General features: G+C 45.0%; 23 protein-coding genes and 1 riboswitch. Of the genes, 12 read left to right on the top strand and 11 right to left on the bottom strand.

The genetic code is table 11. The features are described 5' to 3' along the window. Nucleotide 1: 1 nt before the first annotated feature. Together HP567_RS18895 and HP567_RS18890 are read left to right on the top strand one after the other, a co-directional pair. Nucleotides 2–724: a KDGP aldolase gene (locus tag HP567_RS18895; RefSeq protein WP_173607790.1), complete on the top strand. Its 723-nt coding sequence runs from the start codon at nt 2–4 to the stop codon at nt 722–724. Nucleotides 725–757: 33 nt separating this feature from the next. Next, nucleotides 758–1,015, top strand: coding sequence for an HPr family phosphocarrier protein (locus tag HP567_RS18890; protein ID WP_173607789.1), 258 nt, complete (start codon nt 758–760; stop codon nt 1,013–1,015). A 103-nt stretch (nt 1,016–1,118) separates the two neighbouring features. On the opposite strand, the gene HP567_RS18885 is transcribed toward HP567_RS18890, so the two are convergent. The 5 genes from HP567_RS18885 to HP567_RS18865 form a co-directional block, all read right to left on the bottom strand. Continuing rightward, nucleotides 1,119–1,817: a DUF4386 domain-containing protein gene (locus tag HP567_RS18885; protein WP_173607788.1), complete on the bottom strand. Its 699-nt coding sequence runs from the start codon at nt 1,815–1,817 to the stop codon at nt 1,119–1,121. Between the two features lie 177 nt (nt 1,818–1,994). Then, nucleotides 1,995–2,339: a YkgJ family cysteine cluster protein gene (locus HP567_RS18880; protein ID WP_173607787.1), complete on the bottom strand. Its 345-nt coding sequence runs from the start codon at nt 2,337–2,339 to the stop codon at nt 1,995–1,997. A 198-nt stretch (nt 2,340–2,537) separates the two neighbouring features. Further along, nucleotides 2,538–2,849 (bottom strand): GNAT family N-acetyltransferase, encoded by a 312-nt coding sequence (locus HP567_RS18875; protein WP_229088077.1) that lies wholly within the window; start codon nt 2,847–2,849, stop codon nt 2,538–2,540. Nucleotides 2,850–3,011: 162 nt separating this feature from the next. Then, nucleotides 3,012–3,503, bottom strand: coding sequence for a GNAT family N-acetyltransferase (locus tag HP567_RS18870; protein ID WP_173607786.1), 492 nt, complete (start codon nt 3,501–3,503; stop codon nt 3,012–3,014). 173 nt (nt 3,504–3,676) lie between these two features. Further along, nucleotides 3,677–4,354, bottom strand: coding sequence for an O-methyltransferase (locus HP567_RS18865; protein ID WP_173607785.1), 678 nt, complete (start codon nt 4,352–4,354; stop codon nt 3,677–3,679). Nucleotides 4,355–4,965: 611 nt separating this feature from the next. Here HP567_RS18865 and HP567_RS18860 point away from each other — a divergent pair. After that, complete coding sequence (locus tag HP567_RS18860; protein ID WP_173607784.1) at nt 4,966–5,439, top strand: YhcN/YlaJ family sporulation lipoprotein; 474 nt, start codon at nt 4,966–4,968, stop codon at nt 5,437–5,439. Nucleotides 5,440–5,575: 136 nt separating this feature from the next. On the opposite strand, the gene HP567_RS18855 is transcribed toward HP567_RS18860, so the two are convergent. After that, nucleotides 5,576–5,824: a hypothetical protein gene (locus HP567_RS18855; protein ID WP_173607783.1), complete on the bottom strand. Its 249-nt coding sequence runs from the start codon at nt 5,822–5,824 to the stop codon at nt 5,576–5,578. Nucleotides 5,825–6,001: 177 nt separating this feature from the next. Here HP567_RS18855 and HP567_RS18850 point away from each other — a divergent pair, with 177 nt between their 5' ends. Both HP567_RS18850 and HP567_RS18845 read left to right on the top strand, forming a co-directional pair. Then, complete coding sequence (locus HP567_RS18850; protein ID WP_173607782.1) at nt 6,002–6,976, top strand: bile acid:sodium symporter family protein; 975 nt, start codon at nt 6,002–6,004, stop codon at nt 6,974–6,976. Nucleotides 6,977–7,183: 207 nt separating this feature from the next. Continuing rightward, nucleotides 7,184–7,435: a YolD-like family protein gene (locus HP567_RS18845; RefSeq protein ID WP_173607781.1), complete on the top strand. Its 252-nt coding sequence runs from the start codon at nt 7,184–7,186 to the stop codon at nt 7,433–7,435. 216 nt (nt 7,436–7,651) lie between these two features. Here the strand turns inward: HP567_RS18845 and HP567_RS18840 are convergent, their stop codons facing one another. Continuing rightward, complete coding sequence (locus tag HP567_RS18840) at nt 7,652–7,885, bottom strand: hypothetical protein (protein ID WP_173607780.1); 234 nt, start codon at nt 7,883–7,885, stop codon at nt 7,652–7,654. 178 nt (nt 7,886–8,063) lie between these two features. Between HP567_RS18840 and HP567_RS18835 the strand changes: the two genes are divergently transcribed. Beyond that, complete coding sequence (locus HP567_RS18835; protein WP_173608362.1) at nt 8,064–8,621, top strand: GNAT family N-acetyltransferase; 558 nt, start codon at nt 8,064–8,066, stop codon at nt 8,619–8,621. Between the two features lie 60 nt (nt 8,622–8,681). Here the strand turns inward: HP567_RS18835 and HP567_RS18830 are convergent, their stop codons facing one another. Then, complete coding sequence (locus tag HP567_RS18830; RefSeq protein WP_083994995.1) at nt 8,682–8,867, bottom strand: hypothetical protein; 186 nt, start codon at nt 8,865–8,867, stop codon at nt 8,682–8,684. Between the two features lie 72 nt (nt 8,868–8,939). Next, nucleotides 8,940–9,947: a glycerophosphodiester phosphodiesterase family protein gene (locus tag HP567_RS18825; protein ID WP_173607779.1), complete on the bottom strand. Its 1,008-nt coding sequence runs from the start codon at nt 9,945–9,947 to the stop codon at nt 8,940–8,942. 171 nt (nt 9,948–10,118) lie between these two features. Here HP567_RS18825 and HP567_RS18820 point away from each other — a divergent pair, with 171 nt between their 5' ends. Together HP567_RS18820 and HP567_RS18815 are read left to right on the top strand one after the other, a co-directional pair. Next, a complete protein-coding gene (locus HP567_RS18820) occupies nt 10,119–10,364 on the top strand; it encodes a hypothetical protein (RefSeq protein ID WP_173607778.1) in 246 nt (81 codons plus the stop codon). Between the two features lie 19 nt (nt 10,365–10,383). Continuing rightward, nucleotides 10,384–10,734, top strand: coding sequence for a DUF952 domain-containing protein (locus tag HP567_RS18815; RefSeq protein WP_173607777.1), 351 nt, complete (start codon nt 10,384–10,386; stop codon nt 10,732–10,734). Between the two features lie 4 nt (nt 10,735–10,738). Here the strand turns inward: HP567_RS18815 and HP567_RS18810 are convergent, their stop codons facing one another. Next, nucleotides 10,739–10,954 carry a hypothetical protein gene (locus HP567_RS18810; RefSeq protein ID WP_056487845.1) on the bottom strand — a complete coding sequence of 72 codons (216 nt, stop codon included), beginning with the start codon at nt 10,952–10,954 and terminating at the stop codon, nt 10,739–10,741. Between the two features lie 124 nt (nt 10,955–11,078). Here HP567_RS18810 and tlp point away from each other — a divergent pair, with 124 nt between their 5' ends. From tlp to HP567_RS18790, 4 genes are all read left to right on the top strand, one after another. Then, nucleotides 11,079–11,297: a small acid-soluble spore protein Tlp gene (gene tlp, locus HP567_RS18805; protein ID WP_173607776.1), complete on the top strand. Its 219-nt coding sequence runs from the start codon at nt 11,079–11,081 to the stop codon at nt 11,295–11,297. A gap of 139 nt (nt 11,298–11,436) precedes the next feature. Next, nucleotides 11,437–12,549 carry a tRNA 2-thiouridine(34) synthase MnmA gene (gene mnmA, locus HP567_RS18800; protein ID WP_173607775.1) on the top strand — a complete coding sequence of 371 codons (1,113 nt, stop codon included), beginning with the start codon at nt 11,437–11,439 and terminating at the stop codon, nt 12,547–12,549. A 27-nt stretch (nt 12,550–12,576) separates the two neighbouring features. Next, the gene (locus tag HP567_RS18795; RefSeq protein WP_173607774.1) at nt 12,577–12,906 is read left to right on the top strand and encodes a hypothetical protein; all 330 of its coding nucleotides are present in this window, start codon (nt 12,577–12,579) and stop codon (nt 12,904–12,906) included. A gap of 39 nt (nt 12,907–12,945) precedes the next feature. Beyond that, nucleotides 12,946–13,458 (top strand): ACT domain-containing protein, encoded by a 513-nt coding sequence (locus HP567_RS18790; RefSeq protein ID WP_173607773.1) that lies wholly within the window; start codon nt 12,946–12,948, stop codon nt 13,456–13,458. A gap of 31 nt (nt 13,459–13,489) precedes the next feature. Here HP567_RS18790 and HP567_RS18785 read toward each other — a convergent pair whose 3' ends face one another. Further along, a complete protein-coding gene (locus HP567_RS18785; protein ID WP_173607772.1) occupies nt 13,490–14,311 on the bottom strand; it encodes an alpha/beta hydrolase in 822 nt (273 codons plus the stop codon). A 170-nt stretch (nt 14,312–14,481) separates the two neighbouring features. Continuing rightward, nucleotides 14,482–14,681, top strand: a riboswitch (cobalamin riboswitch). The last annotated feature ends 111 nt before the right edge of the window (nt 14,682–14,792 follow it).

Here is a 14,792-nt window from a genome sequence, read left to right as displayed (position 1 = left end):
AGTGGGCACACCGAAAATTCGTTTAAACGTTTTGGCAAGGGATGTAGAAAACGCAAAACAAATATGTGCCGTCGCTGATGGCCGCGCTCTAATCGGGATCTTGGTCAAAGGATTTGCGTCCGTAGAAGCAGCAATAAAGGCTGTTGAACAATACCAGCAAGCAGGTGTACCCGTGTCTGTAGGGCTGGGCGCAGGTGATCCTACGCAATGGAAAAAGGTCGCAGAAGTCGCGGTGCAGACCCAACCGGATCACGTCAATCAGGTATTTCCAGCAGCAGGCTATACGCTCGGCGGGCTACAGGCAGTCGGCAACTCACATACGATTGTGAATGCATTGATTGCCCCTGGTGGCCAACCAGGAAAGGTTCACGTCACCACGGGACCAATGAGCAACAAAGTTACAGAATGGCTGTCTTGCGATGCAGCCGCCGCGATGCTGGCGGAGATTGGTGTACACTCGGTCAAATTTTATCCAGTTGACGGACTGGAAAGGCTGAATGAAATCAAGGCGATGGCAGAAGCAGCCGTACGTTACGGGATTCCCGTTTTTGAGCCGACTGGCGGGATCGATGCTGCTTCGATTCGGCCGATTGTGGAGGTATGCCTCGAAGCAGGTGCAAAGCAGGTCATACCGCATATTTATACATCCATCGTGGACAAGGAAACGGGATTGACTCGTTTGGATCAAGTAGAAGAACTGCTGACGGCTATAGAAGGCCTATAGCAATTTAATGAGAAAGGGATAGGAGTGAATCGAATGAGAGAGAGACAGGTCATCGTCCAGTTGGCACAGGGATTACACGCGCGTCCGGCTTCTTTGTTTGTGAAAGTGGCAGCTTCCTTTTCCAGTGAAATCGGATTGAACAAGGATGAGAAGAAGGTGAATGCGAAGAGTATTATCGGCGTCATGTCCCTCGCGGTGTCGAAAGGACAATCGGTCGTCTTGACTGCGGATGGTGCCGATGCGGAGCAGGCGCTGGATGCATTGGAGCGCGTGTTGGCAAGTGTGGAGTAAAGGGATGCGTGAATGCGTGTAAAAGAAAAAGGGATGTCTCAAGTGAAAGCTTTGAGATATCCCTTTCTCCATTGTTTCGCTCTTTAGCACTAAAACACGTATTTTAATTGGTTACAGAATCCTGTTCCGTGGGGTTGAAACCTCTAATGATTAGCCATATAGCCAAAACCAATTGTTGAAAGGCTATTGGAATGTTCAACACCATATAGGATGTATCCAGCCCGATGAAGCGAATCATAAATAATAAGCTAGCCAATATGGACAATGTTGACCCAATAAGACCCCAGACTGACAACCAACGTGGAACTAATGTAGTTCGGTAAAATATGTAGTTGAACAAGAACATAGCCAAAACAAATGCCAGTGTCGTTGCCACATGGTTTACCAAATCACGTCCTTCCCGCAACAATCCACCCAGTGTCTGAAAATACGTTACATGCAAGGTTCCAACCTTTTCCAACTCGTGGCTTGCTGACAATAGCAACAGAAGAATGATTACACCAAGAATAATGAACACGCCCGCAATGATGCCAAAAGCAACAGATCCGAGAGCTAAACATTTATGATGCTTACTTAACAACGGATACATCAAAACAGGAATACCAACATAGGCAACAATCATCAACAATTGAAAAAATGCGCCTAGTAGTACCTGATTCTCATTTGAAGAAGCCATGACAAGGTAGTCTGCTCCATCAATTACAGGAACAACACTAAATAAACCTGTAATCAATCCGGCTATTAATAACACCCCAGTCATAATTGCAGATCTTCTACCTGCATTTGTACTCTTCCTCAACATAAATTGCCTCCTTCGGCATTTTTATTGCGTATCAAGTCTAGAGGGTGAAGACGAGTATAGTTCAATGACGCTGTCTATAACATTACTATTCAGTTGAGATCCATGTTTTGCTTCATGCTGACGTTGAGTCTGGAACTAATTTTCAAACCAAAACCGCACATCTTATAGCTCCATTCTTTAAAAATGCTTCCAAGTAATATCAATACTCAAATACCCAATCGCTTTCTCCTTGAAGGTTAGCGTTTCCTTCGTTGCCAATTCTGGTTTACGAAAACAGACAAGGTCTCTGTGATATCCAAAAGCGCGACACACTTCCGGTCGAACGCTATGAATGCCACACTGATCTTTTTGCATGTCGTAGAAGATACAAGTCCCAAACAGTCTCGGTTGATTTTCCAGGTCGTCACGGAGCTTTTTTGGAAACGCTTTCAATTTCTTGTATATCATTTTAAATTCCTTCTCTGTAATGGGAACAGGACCACAGCACAATCCTTTACAGCCATGGCAAGGCAATGCTTCCATATCATCTACAACCTTTCGTCATGTGATAATTACTAGAAAGAACAAAAAAGATGATCCTCGTTGATTCAGGGGATCATCTTTAGAACTACCGCATGTAATTGTGTGGGTTATTCAGAAATTCCGTTAGAAGAGAATACTGTTCTTTTATTATAACACATGTAGGAAGATTTTGACGAAGCTTTTGAATGAATGGCTTGTTTATTTCGTCAAAACATACAACCACTCACCGTTGCAGTCCTCGTCGTCCCCGGTCAGGCCATCCAAAACGCGTTCAAACGAGAAGCCGAGTTTCTCAATGATGCGCCGCGATGCTTTATTGTCTGGGTGTGCTTTTGCGTACAACCGATCCAATCCGATTACATCAAATGCGTACGCAGTAAGAGCGGAGGCAGCTTCAAAAGCGTAGCCGTTCCCCCAATAATCCCGTCCGATTAAATCATAGAGCTCTTTTTCTGGAGTCAGAAAATCGAGAACGCCAGGTAAACAACTTTGGGTTTTGCATGAGTTCAAAAGATTCCATCAAATCAACTTCTGCGTAAGGACGGATGATGAGGCGTTCGGTTTCTAAGTGCATGGTAGAGATCGTTGATTGCATATAGGATGTTCCCGTTCGATTTAGAAATGATCGTTGGATAAAAAGAGGAGAAGCGCTCACGGTAAGCGCTTCAGACCTCATGTGTGTTTAATCAGAATGAGTTCTTCCACTTCTACGCCTCGTGCTTCCGAAAATGCCCGATCTACACCGAAAGGCTGAAAACCGTTTTTTTCCAACACACGAATGGACGCGATGTTGTCATGGGCGACACGCGCATATACAGGACGTGTTCGGAGTTCCTCTAAAAAGAGAGTAAGTGCATTTGTCGCGACTCCTTTGCCCCAAAAGCTTTTGTCTATCCAGTATCCAATCGTAGGCAAGCCAAACAGTTCAAAGCACGAAACATTTCCGACAATCTGCCCATTCATGACAATGGCTTTTTTCACAATCGAATCATTGTTCAAAATCCTTGTCCAATGAGCGGTGAATCCGTCTCTATCTTCCGGGTCCTTGACAGTAAAGGCCGCCATCTCATGAGCAGATTTGTCTAATTGCTGAGTGAAAAATATGGGGAGATCTGCCTCTGTTACTTCTCGTAAAGCAAGGGACTGATCACGCAATGGTTCCAAGGAAAAGCACCTCCGAAAAACATCAGCTATTCTCTCTTCACCAACACTTTGATAATCATCGACAGTACTGTGAGAACCAAAATGACATTAGCGATGAGCATAAAGCTAGGTAAATCCAGCCTAAACAAGATGTACACACTCCTACTCGTTACTACCTCTGAAAGTGAAGAAGACTAGTTCTCCCCGGTGACAAGCATGATCGCAAAGCCATCATAGCCCTTGCTGCCAACTGTCTGTACAACGGTTCCACTGACACGTTGCTCTTCAGCAACCATATCGGTGAATTGACGTACACCGACAATATTAGGATCCGTGTTTGTTTCGTCCACAACTTGACCACTTCGTACAACATTATCTGTGATAATCACAGTGCCTTTGCGAGAGAGCTTCAATGCCCATTGGAAATAATCGGGGTTTCCTTTTTTATCTGCATCGATAAAAATAAAATCAAAAGGACCCTGATTTTCTTCGTGCAGTTGGATGAGAGAATCAAGGGCAAGTCCGATCTTCACTTCTACAATCTGATCCAGCCCTGCGCGGGTAATGTTCGATTGCGCAACTTCAGCATGCTTCTGATCATATTCGAGAGTAATGAGACGACCATCTTCAGGAAGTGCCCGGGCTAGCCAGATGGTACTGTATCCACCAAGAGTGCCAATTTCCAGGATCGAACGAGCGCCTTGAATCCGTGCTAATAGATGAAGGAATTTACCTTGATTGGGTGCTACATCAATAGCTGGAAGACCTGCAGCTGCATTCACTTGAAGAACTGTGTCCAGAACGGAATCGGCTTCCAGTAATTTATCCGTAAAATAGTGATCAACCGCTGTCCATTGCTCTCTGTTCATCATCTCAACTCCTCAAGAATTTACAGGGATATCATAACACGATTAGCAACTTTTGGCTGAATTTTTTGAAGCAATTAACACATTTCAGCGGAAGGTTCCATGGTCGATCAAGTTTTATAGGTAATATTTTCACCTGTTACCATTATTTTCGCATAGCGTGAACGAAGAGTTTTCAAGATAATAGAAAAGTAATCCAAGCTAGCTAGTATAATCCAACCTTGGGGATTCTATTCCACGCGTCCGACTAATTGATGCAGTCAAAGTCGGCGCCATTTTTTTATTCCATTCATAGGTAAATGTACCTATTATTGCTCGTTGTCAACAGAAAACAAGTCCTATATGATTATATCATTCACGTATGACATACGCGTACTACCCCGTACGCCCCAACCACTTTTTGTTGGTTGGGATTTTTTTTTGGTCCGTTTCATATCCAATTATCTCCTATCGCGTTTCGATGCGATTTTTTATATCCTTGTACATAGGACTCGAAATGTTCTTGGGGTCCGCGGTGACTCAAATTATGCAGAAGAGTCACCGCTTTTTTTCTTTACATACTTCCTCCATTCAAGGTCAAGCTAGTAACAGGTGATTTTGGTCAGGAGGTGTTTTTTGTGCGTGCAACTTTCGTGGTGCTGACCCTAGCTTTTGCTTTGACCGTAACGGGGTGTACAAAGCAATCTGGTACGGAAACAAAGAAATCTGGTACAGAGACGAAGAAAAAAGCGGAAGCGGAGCCGTTGTGCATGCCTGTTCCCGTCAGACATTATCAATGGGAAGATCGGGCGAGATCAATTACAGCTAGCGTGAAGGGCATTGACAAAATAGTGGTTGTGCAAATCGATAAAGATCTCGATGTGGCTATTCAAGTAACGAATTTTAATCGGTTCAAGATGGAATCGATTCAAAAGGAAGTCGGAAAGAAATTAAAAGAGGCCTTCCCAGAAGCCAATATTCATGTGACAGCTGATAAGCGATTGATAAAAGATTTACAAAGGCTGAGTGACGAACGGTGGCCAACCGATGTAAAGGCGGCATGCCAGAAGAAGAAATCCTTAAAAGAAATTGAAAAGAAAATGAAAGGCTAGCGGATTTCTCAAACCTCACATACTACATGGGTAGAGTGAGGTTCTTGTTGTCTCTTTTTGGTGGAATAATTAAAATCGAATGAAAATTATGTGATTGAAAACGAAGAAGGACCCCCTGACTGGGAGTCTATATAAGCTAGTGGTGATCATGATCGTAATAATGCGCGCGTTCTCGATCTCGTTCTCGATCTCGATGGAGGTCGATGCCGCGTAATTCACCCTTGGCTTTTTCCACGAGGACTTGATAATCTCTTACCACTTCCGTCAAGGTCGTAACGGATTCCTTATAGTCGGGATCATTACAGATTCCATCTATCGCTCGATGGAGGTGATACATCTTATCTTCGGTTTTTCGGATAAATTCTACCCAATCCATTCCGTTCATAAAATACCTCCTTTCCGTCATAGCCTTTACTCCCATGTATGAAAGTATGCAAGGTGAAATTCGAATAAATGATGCGTAAGTAATCTAATAATGAACTTTGGTCTTGTAACAATAATCTGTTCATGATAACATACCTCACATCACTAGCATCAAAGGACGAGACTTGAGGTGTATCAAATGAACGGGTTAGCCAAACTGAATCGATCGCTTGAGAAAATCATGCCCATACTAACGCCGAGCAGTGTTGCTATTGGCGTTTTAGCCGGGACACATTTGCAACCGTTTGCTTTTTTGTCCCCTTGGGTGTTTGCCTTCATGACATTTGCGGGCAGTCTCGGTTCAGGATTTAAAGAATTTGCAAAAGTACTGACCAGACCGCTCCCCTTAATCGTCAACTTGTTGATTCTCCATGCACTAATGCCGCTTGTTGCTTGGTCGATGGCGCGGTTGTTTTATCCAGATGATATCCATGTCATCACGGGCTTCTTGTTGGCTGCCTTAATTCCCACAGGGATCACGAGCTTTTTGTGGTCATCGATTTATTTCGGGAATATCGCACTGACGCTATCCATTATTTTGTTGGATACGATGCTCTCCCCACTGATTGTTCCGTTGGGGATGTCCTTGTTTTTGGGGGCTACCGTCGAGATGGATTTGGCAGAGCTGATGAAGGGTTTATTTTATATGATCGTGTTGCCATCTCTTGTGGGAATGCTGCTCAATCATTTGTCAAAAGGGAACGTCAAAAAAACGCTGGCACCAAAATTAGCGCCATTTTCCAAGATGGGTATGGGTGTTGTCGTCGCCATCAACAGCTCGATGGTCTCATCTTACTTTCATATGATGGATGCTAAACTGGTAGGAATGGCGGTCCTCGTACTCGTAGTAGCCATTTCGGGTTATGTAATGGGATGGGGGATCGCAAGGCTATTCGGATGGGAACGTGATGTGATTGTCACGTTAACCTTCAACAGTGGAATGCGAAACATTAGTGCAGGGGCAGTTATGGCAATCACGTACTTTCCGGCGCCAGTTGCTCTTCCTGTTGTTCTCGGTATGCTTTTTCAGCAAATACTCGCTTCTACCTTCGGAAAGTTTTTGGAGCTGGTCGAGAAAAGACCGCAGCATCAACCACAGGAACTATCAAGCTAAAAGCAAGAGCCGTTTTCCAAGACCAATGGGAGAACGGCTTTTTTCTTAGAGATTCTTCCTAAATAAAGCAATTTGTGAGACTTGGCAGGACAATATTGAAAAAAGGGTTGCGAACTTATGTTCTCATTTCCTATAATGTAAATACAATTTCCCACACAGGATGGGTATCTGGATTACAAATGTTCGTAGGTAGGCGGGTGGAAAGGTGTGGCTAACGGCAATCTTGAAGTAACGAACGAAGAAAGAGAGGCATTTATGTACATGCTGCGAGATTCTGCAAGAGAGAATTACCCCTTGAATGTGAGCTGGTGTGTGTCCTTTGAGGGGGAGCGGGGGAATACCTGTAGCATGTGGGGTGTGGTCAAATGGGTAGACCCAAAGGCGAGACGTGTTCAATTAGCAAACCAGACGGGTAGTCAATGGATCGAGATGGAGAAAATTATCAATGTACATGCATAAGGGAACGTATAGAAACCTTACATGAAAATCGACTCATCGTAAGGTTTCTTTCCTTTCTTTGCACAAAGAAGAGGATGTGTCACAAAACTTAACATGAAAACGCAGAAAATTCGAAAGTTTGGTTGACATTCGAATTTTCGATGTTAGAATATATAACATAGCATGCATTCTCTCCACTTCCTATTTTGACCCAATCATTGGGTCCTTTTTTTTTGCCTATGTTTCATTCTTCAAATACGGCTTTCCATCCGCTTGAAATAACTTGCTCACCATTCCATAAAGGCGACCTGACATGTTAGGAAAAACGAAGGAGTATTCATTCGCTCCTTGATTCAGCAAGACAATCGGTGCTTCCACGATGTAGGGGATTTTCATGAGATCGAGCATCTTCTTATATTCCTCTACCTTGGAATGGTCGACCGTATAATAAAATGACTTGGAAAAATTCATGCGAGCACGCTCCTTTTCCTTATTGTAGCATATCCTCAGTATGTCGTATAAATGGACATAATAAATATTATGTAAACACAATGTGATTTTTTCTTTATCCTTAGAAATAGAGAAGATTCACAAAGACCCCTACCTGTGATAAGATGAAAGACCAAAATTTTACCAATAGGAGAAAATGATGATCATCAGCCAACAACTACTTTCTGTGAACGGGTTATCCTACACGATTCGCTCTGCAATGGAGACAGATGCACAACAAATGTCGGAACTGCGACTGCAAATCGATGGTGAGACTGAAAATTTGGACAGAGAAAGAGGGGAGGCTTTCATCGATGTGCAAGGATTCGAACACATCATCAAAACGGATGCAGAAAGTGCAAGAAATTTGTTTTTAGTGGCTGTTACTCAAGATCGGATTGTCGGGTTTTCCAGATGTGCAGGCGTTTACTTAAACAGATTTGCCCACAAAGTAGAGTTTGGTGTATGTGTTTTACAAGAGTTCTGGGGTTATGGCATTGGGAAGAATCTCTTGCAAGAATCGGTTGACTGGGCAGACGCCAACCACATTACCAAAATGACGTTGAATGTAATGGAAAAGAATGAGAAGGCAATTGAGTTGTACAAACGGTTTGGTTTTGAAATCGAAGGGGTACTCAAAAACGACAAGGTCCTTTCTGATGGCAATTACTACAACACCATTATTATGGGTAGATTCAAAGGTGACATGAGAGCGTAATGAAAAAACTCCGCTAGCATAAGCGGAGTTTTGCTGTCTAATCATTGGTGAAACAGTTGTTTAACTGCTGAAGAAGCTACGGCTGGAGTGCTTTCTTTTATAATGAGAGCTGCCGTAATGGGAATGTCCGTACCGATTGCTAGAGCTATACTTTCTGCGGTGTTTGTAATCGCTGCTGCTGTATTTCCGGTACTTATGCGAAGATGAGTGATTACCGAGTAAATTTTTCAAAAGCTTCTTAAGCATATCAATCACTCCTAGTTAGGTTGGAAGTCTATTCCGTATAAGTATATACGAATATGTCTGAGAACCGTTTCATTATTTTTCTACGTTTTCGTGAAAAGCTGGACCAATCAGATCGATCCGGTTCGTCCATATTCCACCTGTAAAGCTTTCTGGCACCCGTTTTAAATCAGTCGGAACATCAAAGCCTTGCGACACATCTCCACTGCCTGCGACTAGGATCACGCGTGTGTCTTTTGCTTCCATTCTTGCCATGAACCGATTCGGCCAACCCCAGAGCCATGGGGCAATCTGATCGGGAATATGCAATTGGGTTTGTGCACAGGCTTCTGGTACATATCCGGACCAACCTGCTGCTATGTACGGGATCAGGCAGCTTTTCATTGTCGCCATAGACATCACACGCAGCTGGGGCAGTTGTTGTTTCAATGTCTCGATTGGCTTGTCACCGCCATAAACAGAGAGCTGTGCCAGTCGTTTTGCAGGCAATGCCGCCAAAACATCCGCCAACGCTTTCCCTTCGAGTGGGTCATTACTTTTGATATGGATAAGCAGTGAGCGATTAGGGAATGTTTGTAGCACATCATCGAGAGAGGGCATCATGCCAATCCCTTTTCCACGGAAGGGGAAGGTTTTCCCTTCATCCGCAGTATAATGGTAGCCAATGTCGAGTTGTTGTAATTCGGCCAAGGTATAATCTCTCGTGACACCGGTGCCATTTGTCCGACAGTCGAGCGTCCAGTCATGAAACACGGCGAATCGATTGTCTTTGGTCCATTGTACATCCAGCTCGACGACGTCCGCACCTGCATCAAAAGCTGCCTGCATGGACGGAATCGTATTTTCCAGGTACGGATGCTCCGGTGGATAAATCCGTTCCGCCGTACAAGTTTCATTGGTGATGTTCTCCATATGAAAGGTTTGTGCCATCCCGCGGTGAGCAAGTAAAAAAGGCTCGCCTTCTGGCTCTTTTGCAAGATAAGAGCTGTTGCCTAGAAAGAGGAAAGCCATGAAAAGAAGGGGAATCCAGATGCGTTTTCGCTGGAACCATTTCTTTCGTGGTTGATTTCGTTGCTTTGACATGATGGAATACCGCCCCTTCCTTAAAATTCTCTGTTCATTGTAGCAAAACGCAAGGGAGGAAGGTACATCCTTTGGGAGTAGGGCTAGGGGCTTGGCATCATTCGAAAAGACTGGCACAATAGACAATAGACGGAAGAGAAGATGTATCCTTGAACAGCAAGGGGAGATTCCATGAAAATAGCATTGCACCAAATCGCTTATCAGATCGGTATGCATCCAACTGAGATGGCGAAGCTTGTCTACGATGGTGAAATAACGGGTGAGGTACCTGACCGCGATCCGCAAGCAAAGGATGCCTGGGTGGATTTGCACGCTCTGCGTAACTTCGTTCAATGGCGATATGATCAGGGACGAATGGAGCAGATGTTCTATGATAAAGCTATGCGTCACCTAAACAAAGCAATGCCAAAAAAATAATCGAAACCGGAGGAGAAACATGCAAGACAATATTATTTACTGCATGGTGCCAAAAGCATACTGGGAAAAGTGGATGGACAAGGATCACTACTTGCCGCGCGATTACGAGCAGGAAGGCTTTATTCACGCGACGAAAGGGGACGAGCTGCTTGAAAAGGTAGCAAACCGCGTCTATGCACAGTTTGACGAGGAGTTGTATGTACTCGTTGTCGATGAAACAAAAACGACTTCGGAAGTCAAATACGAGGCTGCGAAGGACGGGTTGCTGTATCCACACATCTATGGACCGCTGAATCATGATGCGATTGTGGATATAAAGAAAATGAATCGGATAGACGATCAGTGGCGTCTGGGAACGTCCATCCGCTAATCTTCTACCAGCTAAACCACTTGAGTAGCGCAAGCACTTCTTGGCGCTTAGCCTCAGGGAGCTTGTCGAGTCTGCGCAAGAGAAGATCGATTCGCATGCGCTGTTCCACTTCGGATTCCGGTACCTTTTGTCCCTTCACCCATTGACGTTTCAGGCGGACTGGATCTGTATCAGAGATGATCCGAAGCAGCTTTCTTTCCAACAAATCTAAGGAAGCCATAGGTGAAACCCTCTTTTTCGTTTAATCCGTTTCTTCTATTATAACACGGGTACATAAAGAAACCATGATTGGCGCACAATGGTAAAGGTGTTGAATATAACCCTTTGTAGGAGGCGTATCGATTATGGCGAAGCCGGATGACCGTTCTGACAACGCAGAAAAACTTCAACAGATGATTTCCAATACGGAAGAGAACATTCGTGAGTCCGAAGATTACCTGACGGCTCATGCTGGAGAGATTTCTGCAGAGGAAAAATCAACCCTCGAAGCGAAAAATCAGCGTCGTGAAGAAAGCATCGAGGGATATCGCGCGGAAATCAAGGATGAATCTTCGCAGGCATAACCTTGCTATCAAACGTCTGGCGCCACCTATGCGTCAGGCGTTTTTTCATTCTATCGGGCAAAAGTGCAACAAAACATGATTTGTTTTGCGAAACATGGTAATCTGTAAGGGGACAAATTGAATAAGAGGAGAAAGACTTATGAAGCGACCAGAAGATACACGCGTCGTTGTCGGCATGTCCGGCGGAGTCGACTCCTCCGTGACGGCTTACCTGCTTAAGCAACAGGGATATGACGTCATCGGCATCTTCATGAAAAACTGGGATGATACCGATGAATTCGGCCACTGCACGGCGGAAGAAGACTTCCAGGATGTCCGGCGCGTCTGTGAACAGATCGGCATTCCATATTACACGGTAAACTTTGAAAAAGAATACATGGACAAGGTATTCCAGTATTTCTTGGATGAATATAAACGAGGACGTACACCGAATCCGGATGTCATGTGCAACCGTGAAATCAAGTTCGGTGAGCTTCTCGCCAAGGTCATGGATCTGGGGGCGGATTATATTGCTACCGGCCATTACGCGCAGGTCAAGTACATCGATGGCGAGTACAAGCTGATTCGCGGCGCTGACAACAACAAGGATCAGACTTACTTCTTGAATGTACTGGGCCAAGAACAGCTTTCCAAAACGATGTTCCCGATCGGTCATCTTCCGAAACCGCAAGTAAGGGAGATTGCAGAGAAAGCAGGACTTTATACAGCGAAAAAGAAGGACAGTACTGGGATCTGCTTTATTGGGGAGCGCAACTTCCGCGAGTTCCTGCAAAACTACTTACCTGCCAAACCAGGAAATATTGAGACCGTAGATGGAGCAGTCATCGGTACGCACGACGGACTGATGTACTATACATTGGGTCAACGACAAGGCTTAGGGATTGGCGGAGGTCATGGCACGAGCGGACAGCCTTGGTTTGTTGTAGACAAAGATCTGGAACGGAATGTCCTGATCGTTGGTGAAGGCTCTGATCATATCCGCCTGTACTCGAAGAGTCTCTTGGCGACCAACGTGAGCTGGGTCAGTGATAAGAAGCCTTCCGAAACGTTTTCTTGTACAGCCAAATTCCGTTATCGTCAGCCAGATCAGGGAGTAACCGTTCACCTGCTGGAGGATGGCAACGTAGAAGTTGTATTTGATCAGCCGCAAAAAGCAGTGACACCTGGTCAGGCTGTTGTCTTCTACGATGGAGAAGTATGCTTGGGTGGAGGGACGATTGACAAGGTACGCTTAGTCGATAAAGAGAACTAAGATAGACATAGACGGGGGAAGCACTCGGTGGATGCTACGAAAAAATCAAAAGTGATTATCGTTTCATTTTTGGCGGGAGCAGTTCTCTTGGCGATCATCTCTTATTTCGGGATGGCCTCCATGGGTAAAGAGCATATGGCGACGATCCAAAACGTCATCAAGGAGAACGGCGGGGTTGTAAACGCGGGTGGAGTGACAGCGGTTCCGCTGGAGGAAAGTCCTTTTACCAACAGCGGAAAAGGCAATACCATTTACCGAATCCACTTTACGAAAGATGGGCAAACGTTGACGGCTTGGTATCGTGCCGATAACGAATCCTCCATCAAGAAAGAGCCGGAAGCATGGATTCTACCGTAATAACAAGGATAAACCTGACTGGGAGAGTGAAGGCATCACATGACCCAATATGCTGGACTGCGTGAGCTGGCTGAACTGATTCGAAGACTCGAGCCAGAGTTAGCGGGTGCACAATTAAGTATTCTTGCTCATGAGAATAAAGAGGAAATCGCAACACTGCTAGTGGAAGGACTCGGAATGAAGGTTCCTGTCCAACACAGCTCCGGCGAATATGCGAATCATTTGGCGATTTTGCGTGTTGGAGCGAACAAGTACACCTTTGCGCAAGACTGGAGAGAAGTGTACATCAGTGAAATCAACTACTGTGCGTGTCGCATACCTCCAGGGGCCCATGGATTGTTGGTTCACCATATCGATTATCCAGGCGTGATTTATGATGTCTCACGAAAACTGGCCGAGTATGAAATCAATGTTTCCAAGTTGAATGTATCGCGCGAGCAAAAAGGGAAGAATGCCCTGCTTGTCTCTGTGACTGATGAAGAGATTACACCGACGATTGTTTCCGCCATCGAAGAGCTGCCCCAAATCACCAGAGTGTTATCACTACAGTAAGCAAATCATGATAAACAAAAACTGCCCGTTTTTAGCGGGCAGTTTTTTTCGTAGCGAATTTGAGTCCATAGCTAATGAGGACTGGCAAAACAGACGAATGATTTTCGTCAGCAAATTCTTTAAAGGAAGCCTTGATTTGACCTTTACCCATGGAGGATAATCGTTCGACCATCGCCAGGGATTTTTCTTTGACCAAGAACCGGCCATCGTTTTCCAACTCCCCAATGGTGAGGAGCGCATGGACGTCGAGATCATCTGTCAGCAGCTTCGGTAATTGACTCTCCTTCGCAAGCAGCACGCTCTCATTCCAATGAATCGAGGGACTGCCAGCTATATAACGTTGAAAAGCATGTGGTTTGGTCAAAAGTACATGCAAAACAAACAAGCCACCTAGCGAATGTCCAATAATCGCTTGCTGCGTCCGATCGATGGGGAAGTCATTTTCAATGCTAGGCTTGAGATCCTCCTCCAAAAAGGTGAGGAACTGCTCCGCTCCCCCCATCTGAGGCCACTCTGTACCACTTGGGTTGCAAGGAAGCTCTGAGGCTGGAACTTCATATGTGTAATCAAAGAAACGGGCAGGATGGTACGGACCCTCCGTTGGATAGCCAATCCCGACGACGATAGCAGGATACACACCAGTTCGTTCAGGGCCACGTGATTGTATCCGTATCGCTTCGGTCATGGTGGCAAAAACAGAGTTGCCGTCTAGCAAATATATGACGGGAAAACCTGATTCCGGAGCGGGATCAGCAGGTATACTTACGAAAATGTGATAGTCTCGCTCTTGATAGGTCATGTTTTTACTGTATGAACGAGGAATGACGACAGGTTGATAGTCGGTGCTTTTCATGAAGGCTACTCTCCAATCTCCCCAAGGCTAACCAGCACGCACAAAATCTATTATATGAACGAGAACCAGAGATTGGCAATAGCCGAAAAAGGAGAATAGTTAGTTTTCGAAAAGAGCCCATACTGAGCTTGACTCCTACGATATATTGAGGTAAAGTAAGTTTTACCAACTACATATTGATGCGGTAAGGTGTTTGCCAGCCAGATTTGGTAGACTTAATAGGGAAGTCGATGAGAATCCGACGCGGTCCCGCCACTGTAATGAGAGAGTTCCATTTGCGAAAAAATGCCACTGATCCTGAAGGATCGGGAAGGTGTAAATGGAGCGATGATCCAAAAGCCAGGAGACCTGCCTAACCGCTTGCACTGTTTACCCTACGGGAGATAGGGAAGTGTTCGAGCGCTCAATTCGCATTGGCGAATTGCTAGATGGAAGTCATCACGCGCATTCGGCATGTAAACGTCGGATGCGCTTTTACTTT

The sequence above is a fragment of the Brevibacillus sp. M2.1A genome (genome assembly GCF_013284355.2).
Taxonomy (GTDB): Bacteria; Bacillota; Bacilli; order Brevibacillales; family Brevibacillaceae; genus Brevibacillus.
Note: the sequence above shows the minus strand (reverse complement) of the source record. Positions and strands in the feature narration are given on the sequence as shown.

Coding starts and splice junctions, on each gene's coding strand:
- HP567_RS18855 (WP_173607783.1), bottom strand. CDS start 5,824: ATGAACGGAATGGATTGGGTAGAATTTATCCGAAAAACCGAAGATAAG.
- HP567_RS18890 (WP_173607789.1), top strand. CDS start 758: ATGAGAGAGAGACAGGTCATCGTCCAGTTGGCACAGGGATTACACGCG.
- HP567_RS18785 (WP_173607772.1), bottom strand. CDS start 14,311: ATGAAAAGCACCGACTATCAACCTGTCGTCATTCCTCGTTCATACAGT.
- HP567_RS18850 (WP_173607782.1), top strand. CDS start 6,002: ATGAACGGGTTAGCCAAACTGAATCGATCGCTTGAGAAAATCATGCCC.
- HP567_RS18830 (WP_083994995.1), bottom strand. CDS start 8,867: ATGCTTAAGAAGCTTTTGAAAAATTTACTCGGTAATCACTCATCTTCG.
- HP567_RS18820 (WP_173607778.1), top strand. CDS start 10,119: ATGAAAATAGCATTGCACCAAATCGCTTATCAGATCGGTATGCATCCA.
- mnmA (WP_173607775.1), top strand. CDS start 11,437: ATGAAGCGACCAGAAGATACACGCGTCGTTGTCGGCATGTCCGGCGGA.
- HP567_RS18880 (WP_173607787.1), bottom strand. CDS start 2,339: ATGGAAGCATTGCCTTGCCATGGCTGTAAAGGATTGTGCTGTGGTCCT.
- HP567_RS18865 (WP_173607785.1), bottom strand. CDS start 4,354: ATGATGAACAGAGAGCAATGGACAGCGGTTGATCACTATTTTACGGAT.
- HP567_RS18810 (WP_056487845.1), bottom strand. CDS start 10,954: ATGGCTTCCTTAGATTTGTTGGAAAGAAAGCTGCTTCGGATCATCTCT.
- HP567_RS18825 (WP_173607779.1), bottom strand. CDS start 9,947: ATGTCAAAGCAACGAAATCAACCACGAAAGAAATGGTTCCAGCGAAAA.
- HP567_RS18835 (WP_173608362.1), top strand. CDS start 8,064: ATGATCATCAGCCAACAACTACTTTCTGTGAACGGGTTATCCTACACG.
- HP567_RS18840 (WP_173607780.1), bottom strand. CDS start 7,885: ATGAATTTTTCCAAGTCATTTTATTATACGGTCGACCATTCCAAGGTA.
- tlp (WP_173607776.1), top strand. CDS start 11,079: ATGGCGAAGCCGGATGACCGTTCTGACAACGCAGAAAAACTTCAACAG.
- HP567_RS18885 (WP_173607788.1), bottom strand. CDS start 1,817: ATGTTGAGGAAGAGTACAAATGCAGGTAGAAGATCTGCAATTATGACT.
- HP567_RS18815 (WP_173607777.1), top strand. CDS start 10,384: ATGCAAGACAATATTATTTACTGCATGGTGCCAAAAGCATACTGGGAA.
- HP567_RS18790 (WP_173607773.1), top strand. CDS start 12,946: ATGACCCAATATGCTGGACTGCGTGAGCTGGCTGAACTGATTCGAAGA.